The following is an 18,249-nucleotide window of genomic DNA, read 5'->3' as shown; positions in this document are numbered from 1 at the left end:
TGCCGAGCCGAACGTGCCCGCCACCGAGGAGAACGTCACGAAGGCCGTCAGATCCAGCGCGCGGGTCGCCTCGTGCAGCGCCCACGCCGCGTCGACCTTGGGCCGTGCCACCTTGGCAAGCCGCTCCGGCGTCAGCAACTCGAGTACGCCGTCGTCCAGGACGCCCGCCGTGTGGAGCACGGCCCGCACCGGTCGGTCCGGCGGCACGTCTTCCAGCAGGGCCGCCACCGCAGCGCGATCCGACACATCACACGTCACTACGCGCGCATCGGCGCCATGCCCGGTCAGTTCCGCGACGAGTTCGGCCGCCCCGGCGGCCGTGCCGCCGCTGCGGCTGGCCAACAGCAGATGGCGGACGCCGTGCTCGACGACCAGGTGCCGGGCCAGCACACCGCCCAGTCCCCCCGTGCCACCCGTGATCAGCACCGTGGCCTCGGGGTCCCACTCCACGGCCGTGGACGTGGACGTGGCCGGGTCGACGGCAGGGGTACGCACCAAGCGGCCCGCCAGGACGGCGCCGCCCCGGACGGCCGTCTGCGGCTCGTCCGCCCCAAAGGCCGCGGCCACCGCGGTGGCGGACAGCTGCCCGCCGTCGAGGTCCACCAGGGCGAACCGGTCCGGGTGCTCCGTCTGCGCCACTCGGACCAGGCCCCATACGGACGCGGCCGCGAGATCCTCTCCCGTGGTCGCGCCGCGCGTGACGAACACCAGACGGGACGGCGCCCACCGCTCGTCCGCCAGCCACGCCTTCAGTACGCCCAGAATCCTGGACGTCACCTCGCGCGTGGAGCCCACCACATCGCCCTCGGACCCGGTCACCGGCATCAACACCACGGCCGGCGGTGCGTTATCCGCGGCCGCGAGGGCGGCGAGGTCTTCACAACCGACGACGGCCAGCCCGGTCGTCCGCAGTCCCTCGACGAGTCCGCCGTCATCGCGCCCGACGACGGCCACGGAGGCGGGTGGCACGACCGAGGCGTGCACCGGTGTCCAGTCGAGGCGGAAGAGCGAATCCGCCGCGGACCTGCCGCCTCCGCCGGTTGGTTCGGCCGACATCACGCGCAGGGCGAGCGACTCCACCGAAAGTACCGGGCGCCCGGACGGATCGGTGGCTTCCAGGGACAGGGTGTCCGGACCGGCCGACGACAGCCGCACCCGTAGCGCGGACGCTCCCGCCCCGTACAGACGTGCTCCCGACCACGAGAAGGGCAGCACACCGGGCCGGACCCCGGTCCCCGCCCAGGTGGCCGCGTGCAGCGCGGAGTCGAGCAGTGCGGGATGCAACCCGAAGGCAGCGGCGTCCGTATCGGGATCGTCCGGCAGCGCTACCTCGGCGAAGACGTCGGCACCGCGCCGCCAGGCGGCCCGCAGGCCCTGGAACAGCGGCCCGTAGTCGAAACCGCGCTCGGCGAAGCGCTCGTAGCAACCGGTCAGGTCCACCCGCTCGGCACCCTCCGGCGGCCACACCGGCCAGGCTGGCCCGCCGCTCGAGTGACCGGACGGCCCGGCCACCGAGAGCACCCCGTCGGCGTGCAGCACCCACTCGTCCGACCGGCCCTCCGGCCGGGAGTACACGCTCACCGGGCGACGGCCCGCCTCGTCCGGCTCGCCGACAGCCAGCTGCACCTGCACAGCGCCCTGCTCCGGCAGCACGAGCGGCGCCGCCAGCGTGAGTTCCTCCACCCGGTCGCAACCGACCTCGTCGCCCGCGCGGACCGCCAACTCCAACAAGGCGGTGCCCGGCACCAGCACTCGCCCCGACACCCTGTGATCGGCCAGCCACTCATGCGACCGCTGCGGCAGCGACAGCCGTCCGGTGAACAGCCGCCCTTCGGAACCTGCCAACTCCACGGCCCCGTTGAGCAGCGGATGCTCCGCCGCGGTGAGGCCGAACGCCACGGCATCTCCGACCGACGGTGCCGTGCGCGGCCAGAACCACCGGCGCTGGAAGGCGTAAGTGGGCAGCTCCACCCGCCGGGCGCCCGCGTACAAGGATGCCCAGTCGGCCTCCACGCCGTCGACGTACAGCTGCGCCAGCGCGGTGGCCACCGCGCTCTCCTCACCCCGGTCCTTGCGCAGCGCCGAGACCAGCACCGCGCCGTCCGACGCCGTCTCGGCCGCCAGCACCGTCAGTGCGGAGTCCGGTCCGACCTCGAGGAATCTGCGTACGCCCGCCTCGTTCAATACCGTGATGGCATCGGCGAACCGTACGGTCGCCCGCACATGCTCGACCCAGTAGTCCGCCGAGCACATATCCACGTCCCCGGCAGGCTCACCCGTCACCGTGGACACCACCGAAATCACCGGAGGCCGGTAGGACAGCCCCTCGGCCACGGTACGGAACTCGTCCAGCATCGGATCCATCAACGGGGAATGGAACGCATGCGACACCCCCAACCGACTCGTCTTCCGCCCCTCCGCGGCGAACCGCTCCGCGATCTCCAGCACCTGCCGCTCCGCCCCGGACACCACCACCGAACCAGGACCGTTGACCGCGGCAATCGACACCTCATCTGACAGCAGCGGCACCACCTCATCCTCACCCGCCTGCACCGCCACCATCGCCCCACCCTCAGGCAACCCCTCCATCAACCGACCCCGCGCCACCACCAACGCACACGCATCCGCCAGCGAAAACACCCCAGCCACATACGCAGCAGCAATCTCCCCAACCGAATGCCCCACCAGATAATCCGGAACAACCCCCCAGGACTCCAGCAGCCGGAACAACGCCACCTCAACCGCGAACAGAGCGGGCTGGGTGAACTCGGTACGGTCGAGCAGCTCTGCTTCAGGGGTATCGGCCTCGGCGAACAGAAGCTCACGCAGAGGACGGCCCAGACGCCCGTCCAACTCCTCAACAACGGCGTCGAGCGCATCCGCGAAAACCGGATACCGGTCGGCCAGTTCACGCCCCATACCAGGGCGCTGGCTGCCCTGACCAGTGAAAAGGAATGCAGTGGCGCCCGGCCGCGGAGCCACCGAACCGTACACCACATCGGCCCTGGGCTCCCCTCCTGCCACAGCCGCGAGACCCTGCAACGCACCGTCCCGATCATGGGTCAGCAGCACGGCACGGTGCTCGAAACCCGACCGAGACGACGCCAACGACAGCGCCACATCAGCCCTGCCCCACCCGGACCGATCAACCAGATGGGACCGCAGACGCTCCGCCTGGGCACGCAACGCCAGCTCCGTCTTGCCCGAAACCAGCAGCGGAACGACAACAGGCCGGCGCGGCTCCTCGAGGGCCGGAGCGACCGGCTCGGACGGGACGTGCTCCAGGATCACATGCGCGTTCGTGCCGCTGATGCCGAACGAGGAGACACCAGCCCGGCGCGCCCGCGCCACCTCGGGCCAAGCCCTGTGTGCGGTCACCAACTCCACAGCGCCGGCTGACCAGTCCACATGAGTGGACGGCGCCTCCAGATGAAGCGTCCTGGGCACCTCCCCATGACGCATCGCCATCACCATCTTGATGATGCCCGCAGCCCCCGCCGCCGCCTGCGTATGACCGATGTTCGACTTCACCGACCCCAGCAGCAGCGGACGATCCCCGTCCCGATCACGACCATAGGTGGCCAGCAGCGCCTGCGCCTCGATCGGGTCCCCGAGCCTCGTTCCCGTACCGTGCCCCTCCACCACATCCACATCCGAAACAGACAGCCCACCACTCGCCAGCGCCTGCCTGATCACCCGCTGCTGCGACGGACCGTTCGGCGCGGTCAGGCCGTTCGACGCGCCGTCCTGGTTCACCGCCGAACCCCGCACCACCGCGAGCACCTCGTGCCCGTTGCGCCGTGCGTCCGACAACCGCTCCAGCACCACCACGCCCACGCCCTCGGACCAGCCCACACCATCAGCCGCATCCGAAAACGCCTTGCACCGGCCATCCCCCGACAACCCCCGCTGCCGCGAAAACTCCACAAACGCGGCAGGAGTCGACATCACCGTCACACCCCCCGCCAACGCCAACGAACACTCACCCGACCGCAACGCCTGCCCCGCCAGATGCATCGCCACCAAAGACGACGAGCACGCCGTATCCACCGTGACCGCCGGGCCCTCCAGGCCCAGGGTGTACGACACCCGGCCCGACACCACACTGCCCGCGCTGCCGCTGGTCTGATAGCCCTCGAGTTCCGGACCCCGCAGCAAGGTGCCGTAGTCGTGGTACATCACCCCGGCGAACACGCCCGTCCGACTGCCCCGCAACGAAACCGGATCAATCCCAGCCCGCTCGAACGCCTCCCACGACGCCTCCAGCAACAACCGCTGCTGCACATCCGTAGCCACCGCCTCACGCGGACTCAACCCGAAAAACGCCGCATCAAACTCCCCCGCATCATGCAGAAACCCACCCTGCCGCGTATACGACGTGCCCACGTGGTCCGGATCCGGGTCGTACAGCCCCTCCAAGTCCCAGCCCCGGTTGGTCGGGAAGCCCGAGACGGCGTCCTCGCCGCCGACCACCAGCCGCCACAGGTCCTCCGGGGAGCGCACCCCACGCGGGTAGCGACAGGCCATCCCCACGACCACCACCGGGTCATCGGCGACAGGGACGGGGACGAGCGTGGCGTGGGCCGTGTTCCCCTCCTCCGTCGTGTCCGTCGCCTCCGGGCCGAGCAGTTCCTCCAGCAGGTAGCCAGCGAGTGCCTCGGCGGTCGGGTAGTCGAAGACGACGGTCGCGGGCAGCCGGAGGCCGGAGGCGGCGCCGAGCCGGTTGCGCAGTTCCACCGCCGTCAGGGAGTCGAAGCCCAGGTCCTGGAAGGCGCGTGTCGGGGCCACGATGTCCGCCGTCGCGTGTCCCAGCACCAGCGCCACCTGCGTACGGACCAGGTCGAGCGCCGCCTCCGAGCGCTCCGCCCGAGGCAGGGCGGCCAGTCGGTGCGCGAGGGAGGCGGAGGCGCCAGGCCCAGAGGCCGCCGAGCGGCGGAGGGGGGTACGGATGAGCCCTCGCAGCAGCGGCGGCACTTGGCCGCGGGCCCGCAGCGCGGGCAGGTCGAGCGGCACGGGCAGCAGGACGGGCTCCGACGCGGCGAGGGCGGCGTCGAACAGCGCCACGCCCCGCTCGGCCGGCAATGCGGGCATGCCCTCCCGGGCCAGGCGGCGCATGTCCGCCTCGGTCAGGGTGCTGGTCATCCCTCCCGCCCGGGTCCACGGCCCCCAGGCCAGCGACAGCGCGGGCAGCCCCGTGGCGTGCCGGTGTTCCGCCAGCGCGTCGAGGAAGGCGTTGCCGGCCGCGTAGTTGGCCTGGCCCGCGCCGCCGAAGGTGCCCACCACCGACGAGAACATGATGAACGCGGCCAGGTCCAGGTCGCGGGTCAGTTCGTGCAGGTGCCAGGCGGCGTCCGCTTTCGGGCGCAGTACGGCGGTCATGCGCCGCGGGGTGAGGGTCTCGATGACGCCGTCGTCCAGTACGCCCGCGGTGTGCACCACGGCCGTCAGCGGGTGGCTCAGCTCCACACCGGCGAGCAGCTCGGCCAGGGCGTCGCGGTCCGCGATGTCGCAAGAGGCCACGGTCACCTGGGCGCCGAAGGCGGTGAGTTCGGTGGCCAGTTGGTCGGCGCCCTCTGCGGCGCGGCCGCGGCGGCTGGCCAGGAGGAGGTGCCTGACCTGGTGTTCAGTGACGAGATGACGAGCCAGTACGCCGCCCAGCCCCCCGGTCCCGCCGGTGATGAGCACGGTACCTTCGGGGTCCCAGTCGGCGCCGGGCCCGCCGGGTACGGACACCCGGGCCAGCCGGCCGACACGGACCGCGCCGTCGCGGATCACCAGCTGCGGCTCGGCGCTGCCGAGGGCCCCAGGCAGCGCCGCTGCCGACTCAGGTATGTCGTCGAGGTCGACGAGGACGAAGCGGTCGGGGTGTTCCGCCTGCGCCGAGCGCACCAGGCCCCACGCCGTCGCGGCCGCCACGTCGTGGGCGCCTGGCGGGTCCCCGGCGACCCCTCGGGTGATGAACACGAGCCGGGCCCCGGCCAGGCGTTCCGCCTCGGCCAGCCAGGTCTGCACATGCGTCAGCACCTGGGCGCTGAGGTCGTGAGCAGTGGCAACGACGTCGTCGGCCGCGTCGGGCGCTCCGGCGAGCGGGATGAGTACGGCACCCGGTACGGCGGACTCGTCCCCGGCCTCCCTGGCCGCCTCGGCAGCCGGGGCCACCTGGGCGAGGTCGGCGTACGGGCGTACGGCGTGGCCCGCGGCCTCAAGCGCTTCGGCGAGCCCGAGGGGGTCGGGGCCGACCACGGCCAGCGGCCCGGGGCCGGTGGGGGGATCGGCATGGTCGGCGGTGGCGGCCGTCCAGTCGAGCCGGAACAGGGAGTCGCGCTCCGCCGCGCCTGCCGCGGTGTTCAGTTGCCCGGCGGACAGGGACCGCAGCGCCAGGGAGCCGACGGTGGCCACCGGGGCGCCGGAGGTGTCGGCGAGGTCGACGGACACCGCGTGAGGACCGACTGGGGCGAGCCGGATCCGGACGGCCCTGGCGCCGCTCGCGTGCAGGGTGACGTTCTCCCACGAGAAGGGCAGGGCTGTGGGCGGTATGTCCCCGTCGAGCAGCGCCACCGCGCGCAGACTGGAGTCGAGCAGCGCCGGATGCAGCCCGAAGCCGTCGGCGTCCTCCGCTTCCGCCCCCAGCGTGGCGCCGTCCCCGGCGTCGGGGAGTCCGACCTCCGCGAAGACCTCCGCGCCGCGCCGCCATGCCGCGGTGAGCCCCTGGAAGAGGGGGCCGTAGCCGAAGCCGTCCTCCTCGAGCCGGTCGTACAGGCCGTCCAGCGCGATGGGCACCGCCCCCGTCGGTGGCCACTGAGCCGCCTCAAATGCGGTGTCGGGCGCGGTGGCGTGCGTACCGGTGGTGTGCGTACCGGTGGTGTGCGTACCGGTGGCGAGCACGCCGTCGGCGTGCCGGGCCCACTCCTGGCCGACCGCTCCATCAGGCCGCGCGGATACCGTCACCGGGCGGCGGCCGGCCTCGTCAGCGGCGCCGACCCTCAGCTGCACCTGGATCGCGCCGTGCTCGGGGAGCGCCAATGGCGTGGCGAGGGTCAGCTCCTCCACCCGGTCGCAGCCGACCTCGTCACCGGCGCGGATCGCCAGTTCGAGGAACGCGGTGCCGGGCAGCAGCACGGCGCCCGCGACGGCGTGCTGTGCCAGCCATGGGTGTGTCCGCAATGAGAGCCTGCTGGTGAACAGCGCTCCTTCGCCATCGGCCAGTTCCACGGCGGCCCCGAGCAGCGGATGGTCCGCGGAGCCCAGCCCGGCAGCGGTGATGTCGCGCGCCGGGCTCGACAACGCGGACGGCCAGTAGCGCTCGTGCTGGAAGGCGTACGTCGGCAGCTCGACGCGGTGCGCGCCGCGTCCGTCGGCGCTCCCCGCCAGGAACGCGGCCCAGTCGGGGGACGTGCCGCGCACATGCAGCCGGGCGAGCGCGGTGGCCGCTGACAGCTCCTCTGGGTGGTTGCGGCGCAGCAGCGGTATGAGGGCCGCGTCGGTGGTCAGGGACTCCCTGGCCATGGCGGAGAGTACGCCGTCGGGGCCGACTTCGAGGAAGGTGTCGACGCCCGCGCTTTCGAGTGCCCGGACACCGTCGGCGAAGCGTACGGCGGCCCGGGCGTGGCGTACCCAGTAGTCCGCGGACGCCGGCTCGTCGTCGGTGACGGGTGTTCCGGTCACCATGGACACCATGGCGATCCGCGGCGCGTGGTAGGTCAGTCCCTCGGCCACCGCCCGGAACTCGTCCAGCATGGGGTCCATCAGCGGGGAGTGGAAGGCGTGCGAGACCGCCAGCCGCTTGGTCCTGCGCCCGCGCGCGGCAAGTTGGTCCGCCACGTCCCGTACGGAGTTCTCGTCACCGGCGACGACCACGGCTTCGGGGCCGTTGACGGCGGCGATGCCGATCAGGTGTTCGCGGCCCGCCAGCAGCGGAGCGACCTCGCCCTCGGTGGCCTGGAGCGCCACCATGGCGCCGGCCACGGGCAGGGCCTGCATCAGCCGGGCGCGTGCCGCCACCAGGGCGCAGGCGTCCGGCAGGGTGAGCACGCCCGCCGCGTGTGCCGCCGCGAGCTCCCCGATCGAGTGTCCGGACACGAAGCGGGGTGTGACGCCCCAGGACTCCACGAGCCGGAACAGCGCCACCTCGACCGCGAACAGAGCGGGCTGGGTGAACTCGGTACGGTCGAGCAACTCTGCTTCAGGGGTATCGGCCTCGGCGAACAGAAGCTCACGCAGAGGACGGCCCAAATGCCCGTCCAACTCCTCAACAACGGCATCGAGCGCATCCGCGAAAACCGGATACCGGTCGGCCAGCTCACGCCCCATACCAGGGCGCTGGCTGCCCTGACCAGTGAAAAGGAATGCAGTGGCGCCCGGCCGCGGAGCCACCGAACCGTACACCACATCGGCCCTGGGCTCCCCTCCTGCCACAGCCGCGAGACCCTGCAACGCACCGTCCCGATCATGGGTCAGCAGCACGGCACGGTGCTCGAAACCCGACCGAGACGACGCCAACGACAGCGCCACATCAGCCCTGCCCCACCCGGACCGATCAACCAGATGGGACCGCAGACGCTCCGCCTGGGCACGCAACGCCGACTCCGTCTTACCCGAAACCACCAACGGCACCACACCAGGCCCAGGCGGCTCCTCGACGGCCGGGGCAACCGGCTCGGACGCGACGTGCTCCAGAATCACATGCGCATTGGTCCCGCTGATGCCGAACGAGGAAACACCGGCCCGGCGCGCCCGCGCCACCTCGGGCCACATCGTACGCTCGGTGATCAGCTCCACGGCACCCGCAGACCAGTCCACATGAGTGGACGGCGCCTCCAGATGAAGCGTCCTGGGCACCTCCCCATGACGCATCGCCATCACCATCTTGATGATGCCCGCAGCCCCCGCCGCCGCCTGCGTATGACCGATATTGGACTTCACCGACCCCAGCAACAACGGCCGCTCACGCCCCTGCCCATACGTGGCCAGCAGCGCCTGCGCCTCGATCGGGTCGCCCAGCCTCGTCCCCGTGCCATGCGCCTCCACCACATCCACATCCGCCACGGACAAACCGGCACTCGCCAACGCCTGGCGGATCACCCGCTGCTGCGACGGACCATTCGGCGCCGTCAAACCATTCGACGCGCCGTCCTGATTCACCGCCGAACCCCGCACCACGGCCATCACCTCATGACCGTTCCGCCGCGCATCCGACAGCCGCTCCAACACCAGCATGCCGACGCCCTCCGACCAGCCGGTGCCGTCGGCGGCGTCGGAGAAGGACTTGCAGCGTCCGTCGGAGGCCAGGCCGCCCTGGCGGGCGAAGTCGACGAAGGTCTCCGGGGTCGCCATCACGGTGACACCGCCCGCGAGCGCCAGCGAGCACTCCCCCGAACGCAGCGCCTGCGCGGCCATGTGCACGGCGACCAGCGAGGACGAGCACGCGGTGTCAACGGTGACGGCCGGGCCCTCGAGACCCAGGGTGTAGGCCACCCGGCCCGAGGCCACGCTGCCTGACGTGCCGTTGACCACGAAGCCGCGCAGGGCCTCGGGCAGGCCGTCCCCGGCCGTCGGGTAGTCGTGATACATCACTCCGGCGAACACACCGGTGGCGCTTCCCTTGAGCGTCAGCGGGTCCACCCCGGCGCGCTCCACGGCCTCCCACGAGGTCTCCAGCAGGAGACGTTGCTGCGGGTCGATGGCGAGCGCCTCGCGTGGGGAGATCCCGAAGAAACCCGCGTCGAAGTCGCCCGCGTCGTGGAGGAACCCTCCGACGTGGGCGAAGGACGCGTCCGGCAGTCTCCAGCCCCGGTCGTCGGGGAAGTCGGAGATGCCGTCGCGGCCTTGTGCCGTCAGCTCCCACAGCTCCTCGGGGGAGTTCACTCCGCCCGGATAGCGGCAGGCCATTCCCACGATGACGATCGGATCCCCGGTCACGGCGGGGGCGGTGGCCACCGGCCGGGTGGCGGTGGTGCCCTGCCCGCGCTCGCAGAGGAAGTCCGCGACGGCCGCGGGGGTGGGGTGGTCGAAGATGAGCGTGGTGGGCAGCCGTACGCCCGTGGTCTCGGTGAGCCGGTTGCGCAACTCCACCGAGGTCAGCGAGTCAAGTCCGAGGTCCTGGAAGGTCAGGGACGGGTCCACTGCCTCGTCGGAGGGATGGCCGAGCACCGCGGCGACCTCGGTCCGCACCAGCCGGGACACCGCGTCGGCGAGGTCAGCCCCAGTCAGCCCCGCCAGCCCGGCCAGCGGGCCGGACCCCGGGTCCGGCGCACCGGCCGCCACCGCGCGCCGTACCGGGGCGGGCACCAGAGTGCGGAAGGCGGCCGGCACGGTGCCCCGGGCGCGCAGCGCCGCGCGGTCCACCCGGGCCGCGACCACGGCCGTCTCGCCCGCGGTCCGCGCGGCGTCGAACCAGGCCAGTCCCTGGTCGACGGCGAGCGGGGGCAGGCCGGCCCGCGCCATGCGGCGCATCTCGGCGTCCGTGAGGGTGCTCGTCATGCCGGTGCTCCGGGGCCACGGACCCCAGGCGATGGCCAGGCCCGGCAGCCCCTGGGCAGCCCGCTGCCGGGCGAGGGCGTCGAGGAACGCGTTCGCCGCGGTGTAGTTGCCCTGGCCGGCGTTTCCCAGGACGCCGAACACAGAGGAGAACACGATGAACGCGGTGAGGTCATGGTTCCGGGTGAGCTCGTGCAGATGCCACGCACCGGCCGCCTTCGGCCAGAACACGGTGTCCAGTCGCTCCGCGGTCAGCGCCTCGATCAGCCCGTCGTCGAGCACACCGGCGGCGTGCACCACACCGGTCAGCGGGTGTGCCGCCGGGATGTCGTCGATCAGCCGGGCGACGGCGGCGCGGTCCGCGACATCGCAGGTGGCGACGGTGACCTCGGCGCCCAGCCGCGTCAGTTCCGCCACCAGGTCGTCGGCGCCTTCGGTGGCGCGGCCCCGGCGTCCGGCCAGGACGAGGTGGCGCACGCCATGGGCCCCGGCCAGGTGCCGGGCCACCTGTGCGCCCAGCCCGCTCAGCCCGCCGGTGACGAGGACGGTGCCCTCGGTGTCCCAGACGGCCTCCGGGCGGGGCTCGGCGGTCGGCTCCGAGGGGCGCACGGGGGCCAGCCGGGGCGTCAGCAGGCGGCCTTCGCGTACGGCGAGCTGCGGTTCGTCCAGCTCCAGCGCCGCGCGCAGTGGCCCAGCTGCGGGCGGGACATCCGTGCCGTCCAGGTCCAAGAGGACGAAGCGGCCGGGGCTCTCGTGCTGGGCCGAGCGGACCAGCCCCCACACCGCCGCGCCCACCAGGTCGGGCGAGGCGTCGGCGTCCGTCGCGACCGCGCCCCGCGTCACCAACACCACCGCAGGAGTGTTCTCGGGCCCGTCCGGGTCCCTCAGGTGCTGCTGCAACCGGTCGAGCACCGCCGAGGTGGCGGCGCGCACCGCGTCGAGCACGTCGTCCTCGGGCACGGTCCCGGCCGGTGCGGCGACCGGGACCAGGACCACATCGGCCGGTGCCGTCGCCTCGTCGACCACGTTCTCGCCCGCGGCTCGCAGCGCGTCGGCCAGCCCCCAGGCGTCCGGCCCGGCCACCGCCCACCGCAGGGCGCGGTCGTCCGGGGCCGGTGGCGCGGCGTCCACCCAGTCCAGGCGCAGGAGAGGTTGCCCGCCCCGGCCGCCGCCGTCGGGCGTGAACGGAAGGAGGGCCAGCGAGCGTACGGAGGCCACCAGCCGGCCCTCCGCATCGGCGACGGTCAACGTGATCGCGTCGTCGCCCGCGCGGCTCATCCGGACCCGCAGCACCGAGGCACCCGAGGCGTGCAGCGACACCTCGGTCCAGGCGAACGGCAGCCGCGCGCCCGCGGAATCGTCGAGCCCGGTGTACGAGACGATGTGCAGCGCGGCGTCGAGCAGGGCCGGGTGCACTCCGAACGCGGTGGCGTCGCCCGCGATGTGCTCGGGCAGGGCCACCTCGGCCAGCACGGCGTCCTCGGTGTGCCAGAGCGCGCGTACGCCCCGGAAGGCCGGGCCGTAGTCGAATCCGGCCGCGCTTCGCCGCTCGTAGAAGCCGTCGAGGTCGAGCGGCGTGGCGTCGGCCGGTGGCCATGCTCGGCCGTAGGGCCATCGATCGGCCGCGCCGGGCCCGTCGGCCGTGTCCGGACGGTCCGGCTCGCCCGGCCACCCGGGTGTGTCAGGCGGTGCGAGCACGCCGGTGGCGTGCTGAACCCACGGCGAGTCGGGTGCGTCGTCGGGGCGGGAGTAGACGCCCAGGGTCCGGCAGCCGGTGTCGTCGGTCGGGCCGAGGGCCACCTGGACGGGGACGCCACCGTGTGCGGGCAACACCAGGGGCGCGGTCAGGGTGAGTTCACGTACCCGGCCACAGCCGGCCTCGTCCCCCGCCCGGACCGCCAGCTCCACGAACCCGGTGCCGGGGAAGAGCACCTGTCCGGCCACCACATGGTCGGCCAGCCAGGGTTGGGCCGTCGTGGACAGGACGCCCGTGCACAGCAGCCCTCCGGTGTCCGGGAGCGCCACGACCGCGCCCAGCAGCGGGTGTTCCGGCCGGTCGAGGCCGGCCGACACGACGTCGGCCGTTCCGGTCGGCCGCCCGGCCCAGTAGCGCTCGCGCTGGAACGCGTACGTCGGCAGCTCCGCCCGCCGCGCTCCGGCCCCGGCGAACAGGGCGGGCCACTGCACGGGGACGCCGTGCGCGTACAGGCGGGCCATGGCGGACACGGCAGCGAGTTCGTCGCCGTCCTCGCCACGGTCCGTGCGGAGCATCGGCACCGCGATGACACCGGGTAGCTCGGCGAGGTTCTCCCCGGTCAGGGCCGCGAGCGTCGCGTCCGGGCCCAGTTCCAGGAAGGCCCGGGATCCGGCGGCGGCCGCCGCGCCGATCGCCTCGGCGAACCGCACCGGGCGTACGACATGGTCCACCCAGTAGTCAGGTGTGCTGATCCGTGTCGCGTCGACCGGCTCGCCGGTGACCGTCGAGACGATGGGGATGCGCGGCTCCTGGAAGGTCAGGCGCTCGACGGCCACCCGGAAGTCCGCCAGCATCGGGGCCATCAGCGGGGAGTGGAACGCATGGCTGACCCGCAGCCGCTTGGCCTTCCGGCCCCGCGCCTCGAAGTGGGCCGCGATATCCCCCACCGTCTCTTCGTCGCCGGAGAGGACCACCGAGGACGGGCCGTTGACCGCCGCGAGCCGCGCCCGGTCGGCGCGGCCCGCCAGCAGCGGCTCCACCTCGTCCTCGCCCGCCCGCAGCGCCACCATGGCCCCGCCCGCCGGCAGCGCCTGCATCAGGCGGCCACGCGCGGCCACCAGGGCACACGCGTCGCCGAGTGACAGCACTCCGGCCACATGCGCGGCGGCGATCTCGCCGATCGAGTGGCCGACGAGGAGCTCGGGGACGATCCCCCACGACTCGGCCAGCCGGAACAGCGCCACTTCGAGGGCGAACAGCGCGGGCTGCGCGTACTCGGTACGGTCGAGCGCCTCGGCGTCCTGGCCGAACATCACCTCGCGCAGCGGCCGGCCCAGCTCGCCGTCCAGCAGCGCGCACACCTCGTCCAGGGCGCGGGCGAACACGGGGAAGCGGTGGGCCAACTCGCGGCCCATCCCGACGCGCTGTGCGCCCTGGCCGGCGAACAGCAGCGTCAGGGGGCGCGCGGCCGCGGCGACGCCCCGTGCCGCCTCCACCACGCCGTCCGGTGTGGACAGCAGCACCGCGCGGTGCTCCAGCTGCGCGCGGGTCGTGGCGAGGGAGTAGCCGATGTCGAGCGCCGAGGCGTCGGTGTCCGCCACGAAGGAGCGCAGCCGGTCGAGCTGGGCGCCCAGCGCGGCGTCGGTCCGTCCCGACACCGGCCAGGGAACGACGCGGGGGGTGGCCTCGGGTGTCGTCCTCGGGGGCGCGGGTTCCGCGGTGGCGGCCGGTGGCGGCTCGTGCGGTGCCTGCTCGACGATGACGTGGGCGTTGGTGCCGCTGATGCCGAACGAGGACACTCCGGCGCGGCGCGGGCGCTCCGCTTCCGGCCACGGTGTCGGCTCGGTCAGCAGCTCCACCGCGCCCACCGTCCAGTCCACGTGTGACGAGGGGGCGTCCACGTGCAGTGTTCTGGGGAGTGTGCCGTGGCGCATGGCCATGACCATCTTGATGACGCCCGCGACGCCCGCCGCGGCCTGGGTGTGGCCGATGTTGGACTTGACGGACCCGAGCAGCAGCGGACGGTCCTGTACCCGGCCCTGGCCGTAGGTGGCCAGGATCGCCTGGGCCTCGATGGGGTCGCCCAGCCTGGTGCCGGTGCCGTGGGCCTCTACGGCGTCGACGTCCGCGGGGACGAGTCCCGCTCCGGCCAGCGCCTGGCCGATGACCTGCTGCTGGGATACGCCGCTCGGCGCGGTCAGCCCGTTCGACGCGCCGTCGGAGTTGACCGCCGAGCCGCGCAGCACCGCCAGGATCCGGTGGCCGTTGCGGCGCGCGTCCGACAGCCGCTCCAGCACCAGCATGCCCACGCCCTCGGACCAGCCCGTGCCGTCGGCGGCCTCCGCGAACGCCTTGCACCGGCCGTCCTCGGACAGCCCGCCCTGCTTGGCGAACTCCACGAAGATGCCGGGCTCGGACATCACGGTGACGCCACCGGCCAGGGCCAGCGAGCACTCGCCGCTGCGCAGTGCCTGGGCCGCCAGGTGGAGGGCCACCAGCGACGAGGAGCACGCGGTGTCGACCGTGAGCGCCGGTCCGCGCAGTCCGAGCGTGTAGGCGACCCGGCCGGAGAGGACGCTGGGCGAGGTGCCGGTCAGCACATAGCCCTCGGCGTCGCCGGTCGCCTCGTGCAGCCGCGGGCCGTAGTCCTGGGCCATCGCGCCGACGAACACTCCGGTGCGGCTGCCGTGCAGGGACGAGGGCGCGATCCCCGACCGCTCGATCGCCTCCCAGGTCACTTCGAGCGCCAGCCGCTGCTGGGGGTCCATGGCGAGGGCTTCCCGGGGCGCGATCCCGAAGAGCGCCGCGTCGAACCGGTCGGCGTCGTACAGGAAGCCGCCCGGCCGTTCCGTGGCCAGCACCTCGGACGGCCATCCGCGGTCGGCGGGCATCGCGGACACGGCGTCCACGTCGTGGGCCACCAGGTCCCACAGCGCCTCGGGGGAGTCGGCCCCGCCCGGGTAGCGGCAGCCCATGCCCACGATGACCACCGGTTCGTCGGCCGGGGCGGCGGTGGCCCGGGGCGGGGCCCCGCGGGTGCCGGTGGCACCGCCGGGTGTGGCATCGCCGGGGTCGGTGGCCAGCCGGGCGGCGATCCGGTCCGGCGTGGGGTGGTCGAACAGCACGGTGTCGGGCAGTCGCAGACCGGTGGCGGACCTCAGCCGGGCCACGAGTTCCACGGTCATCGTGGAGTCGAACCCGAGTTGCTTGAACGTCAGGCTCGTGTCGATCCGCTCCGGTTCGGCGTAGCCGAGCACCATGGCGGTCTCGGCCCGCACCAGGCGCGCCATGTCGGCGCGAGGCTCGCGGGCGGCCGGCTCCGGCTCCGCGGTGGCGGGTGCCGTACCAGGTACGGGCTCAGGCGCGCCCGGGGCCTCCGTGGGCGCGGTGGCCGGGCCCGCCGGTTCTTCCAGCCAGTGACGTTCCCGCTGGAAGGCGTACGTGGGCAGCGGCACACGCCTGCCGCCCCTCTGGGCGAAGTACGCGTCCCAGGCCACCGGGGCGCCGTGGACATGCAGTTCGGCCATGGCGGTCAGGACCGTCAGCGATTCGTCGCTGCCGGGGCGCAGCGTCCTGACGACCGCGGCGGGCGCACCCGTCTCTCCCGTGTCCGCGGTGTTCCAGGCGGGGTGGTCGAGGCATTCCCGGGTCATCCCGGTGAGCACCCCGTCCGGGCCCAGCTCCAGGAACGCGCCGACGCCCCGGTCCCGCAGGGTGCGTACGGTGTCAGCGAAGCGGACGGTCTCGCGGGCGTGCCGCGCCCAGTACTCGGCGGAGCACAGCTGCTCGGCGGTCGCGAGTTCGCCGGTGAGGTCGGACACCACGGGAATCCGGGGCGCCGCGAGGGACAGCCCGGCCACGACCCGGCGGAAGTCGTCGAGCATGGCGTCCATGCGGGGCGAGTGGAACGCGTGCGAGACCCGGAGGCGCTTGGTCCTGCTCCCCAGCGCGGCGAAGTGTGCGACGACGTCCTCGACCGCCCCCTCGTCGCCGGCGACGACCACGGACTCGGGGCCGTTGACCGCGGCGAGGGAGATCTCGTGCTCGCGGCCGGCCAGCAGCGGACGCACCTCGTCCTCCGGGGCCCGGACCGAGGCCATCGCGCCACCGGTGGGCAGCGCCTGCATCAGCCGACCGCGCGCGGCCACCAGGGCGCAGGCGTCGGCGAGGGACAGCACACCGGCCACATGAGCGGCGGCGACGGCCCCGATCGAGTGCCCGGCCACGTAGTCCGCGGCGGTGCCCCAGGATTCCAGCAGCCGGAAGAGGGCCATCTGGAGGGCGAACAGCGCGGGCTGGGTGTAGGCGGTCCGGTCCAGCAGTTCGGCGTCGTGGGTGCTCGCCGGCCCGAACATCACCTCGCGCAGCGGCCGTTCGAGGTGTTCGTCCATCCGGGCGCAGACGGCGTCCAGCGCCTGTGCGAACACCGGGTACCGACGGTACAGCTCCTGGCCGGCTCCGGCTCGCTGAGAGCCCTGGCCGGAGAACAGGAACGCGGTCGTGGCCGTGGCCGTGGAGCGCGCCGAGCCCTGGATCGCGCCACTGCCGGGGGCGCCTTCGGCGAGCGCGGTCAGGGTGCGCAGTGCGCCGTCCGCGCGCCGGGCGAGGACCACGGCGCGGTGGTCGAACGTGGCCCGCGTCGTGGCCAGGGAGAAGCCCACGTCCACCAGGGCCGGGCCGCCCTGTCGGGTCACCTGGGCCGCGAGCCGGGCCGCCTGCGCGCGCAGCGCGTCCGGTGTCCTGCCCGACAGCAGCCACGGCACGGCGCCGGGCTCGGTGCTCTCGCCCGTCCCGTCCTCCGGGAGGTCCGCGGGCGGTCCCGCCACGGCGGGCGTGGTGGACCCGATGGGCGCGGCGTCCGATACGACGAGGTGGCAGTTGGTGCCGCCCATGCCGAACGAGGACACCCCGGCGAGGATCGGCCCGTCGTGGCCGGGCCAGGGGCGCGCCTCAGACACCACGTCGAGGCGCCACTCGTCGAAGCGGATCCGCGGGTTGGGCCGCTCGAAGTTCAGGCTCGCGGGCAGTGTCCCGTGGTGGAGCGAGAGGGCGACCTTCAGCAGCCCGACGATGCCCGCCGCGCCCTCCAGGTGGCCGACGTTGGTCTTCGCGGAGCCGACCAGCAGCGGCTCGTCGGCGGGGCGGCCGTCCCCGTACACCGCGCCGAGGGCCTCGGCCTCGACGGGGTCGCCGACGCGGGTGCCCGTGCCGTGCAGCTCCACGTACCGTACGGCGGTCGGGTCGGCGCCAGCGCGGCGGCAGGCCGCGCGCAGCACGGCCTGCTGTGCCCGCGGGTCGGGGATGGTCAGGGCCTCGCCGCCGCCGTCGTTGTTGACCGCGCCGCCTTCGATGACGCAGTAGATCTCATCGCCGTCGGCCACGGCCCGCGCCAGTGGCTTGAGCAGGACGAGCCCGCCGCCCTCGCCGCGGACATAGCCGCCTGCGCGCTCGTCGAAGGTGAAACACCGGCCGTCCGGGGACAGTCCGCCGAACCGCGCCGCGGCCTGTGTGCTGTCGGGCGTGAGGTTCAGCTGGACGCCGCCGGCCAGCGCGGCGCGGGACTCGCCGCGGCGCAGGCTTTCGCAGGCGAGGTGGACGGCGACGAGGGACGACGACTGGCCGGTGTCGACCACCAGACTGGGGCCGCGCAGGCCGAGGAAGTAGGAGACGCGGTTGGCGATGATGCCGCGGTTCAGTCCGGTGAGAGTGTGGTGGCCGATGCCCTCGATGCCCCGGCGCCGGTCCAGGGTGCTGTAGTCGTCGGCGGTCACGCCGACGAACACGCCGATGTCGCCGCCGTGGACGGAGTCCGGTGGCAGTCCGGCGTCCTCGAGCACCTCCCAGCCCAGCTCCAGCATGAGGCGCTGTTGCGGGTCCATCGCCCGGGCCTCCCGTGGGGAGATCCCGAAGAACTCGGCGTCGAATCGGTCGACGTCCTCCAGATAGCCGCCGTGGCCGCGGTGGCCACCGTGGCGGCCGCGGGGTGGCTCGGACACCGCGCTCACCCCGTCGCGGAGCAGCTCCCAGAACCGCGCGGGGTCCGGCGCGGACGGCAGTCGGCAGGACAGCCCGATCAC

General features: G+C 73.4%; 1 protein-coding gene (only partly in view). It reads right to left on the bottom strand.

Features of this window, described 5'->3' with window-relative positions; translation table 11 throughout:
- Nucleotides 1-18,249, bottom strand: partial view of an SDR family NAD(P)-dependent oxidoreductase gene (locus tag ACZ4WQ_RS36225; protein WP_398375211.1) — the 5' portion only. 11,451 nt of this gene lie to the left of the window's left edge; only the first 18,249 of its 29,700 coding nucleotides appear in the window; the start codon lies at nucleotides 18,247-18,249; the stop codon falls past the left edge of the window.

This window comes from Streptomyces sp. NPDC028305 (assembly GCF_055569495.1).
This window is presented reverse-complemented; position numbering and strand designations above follow the sequence as displayed.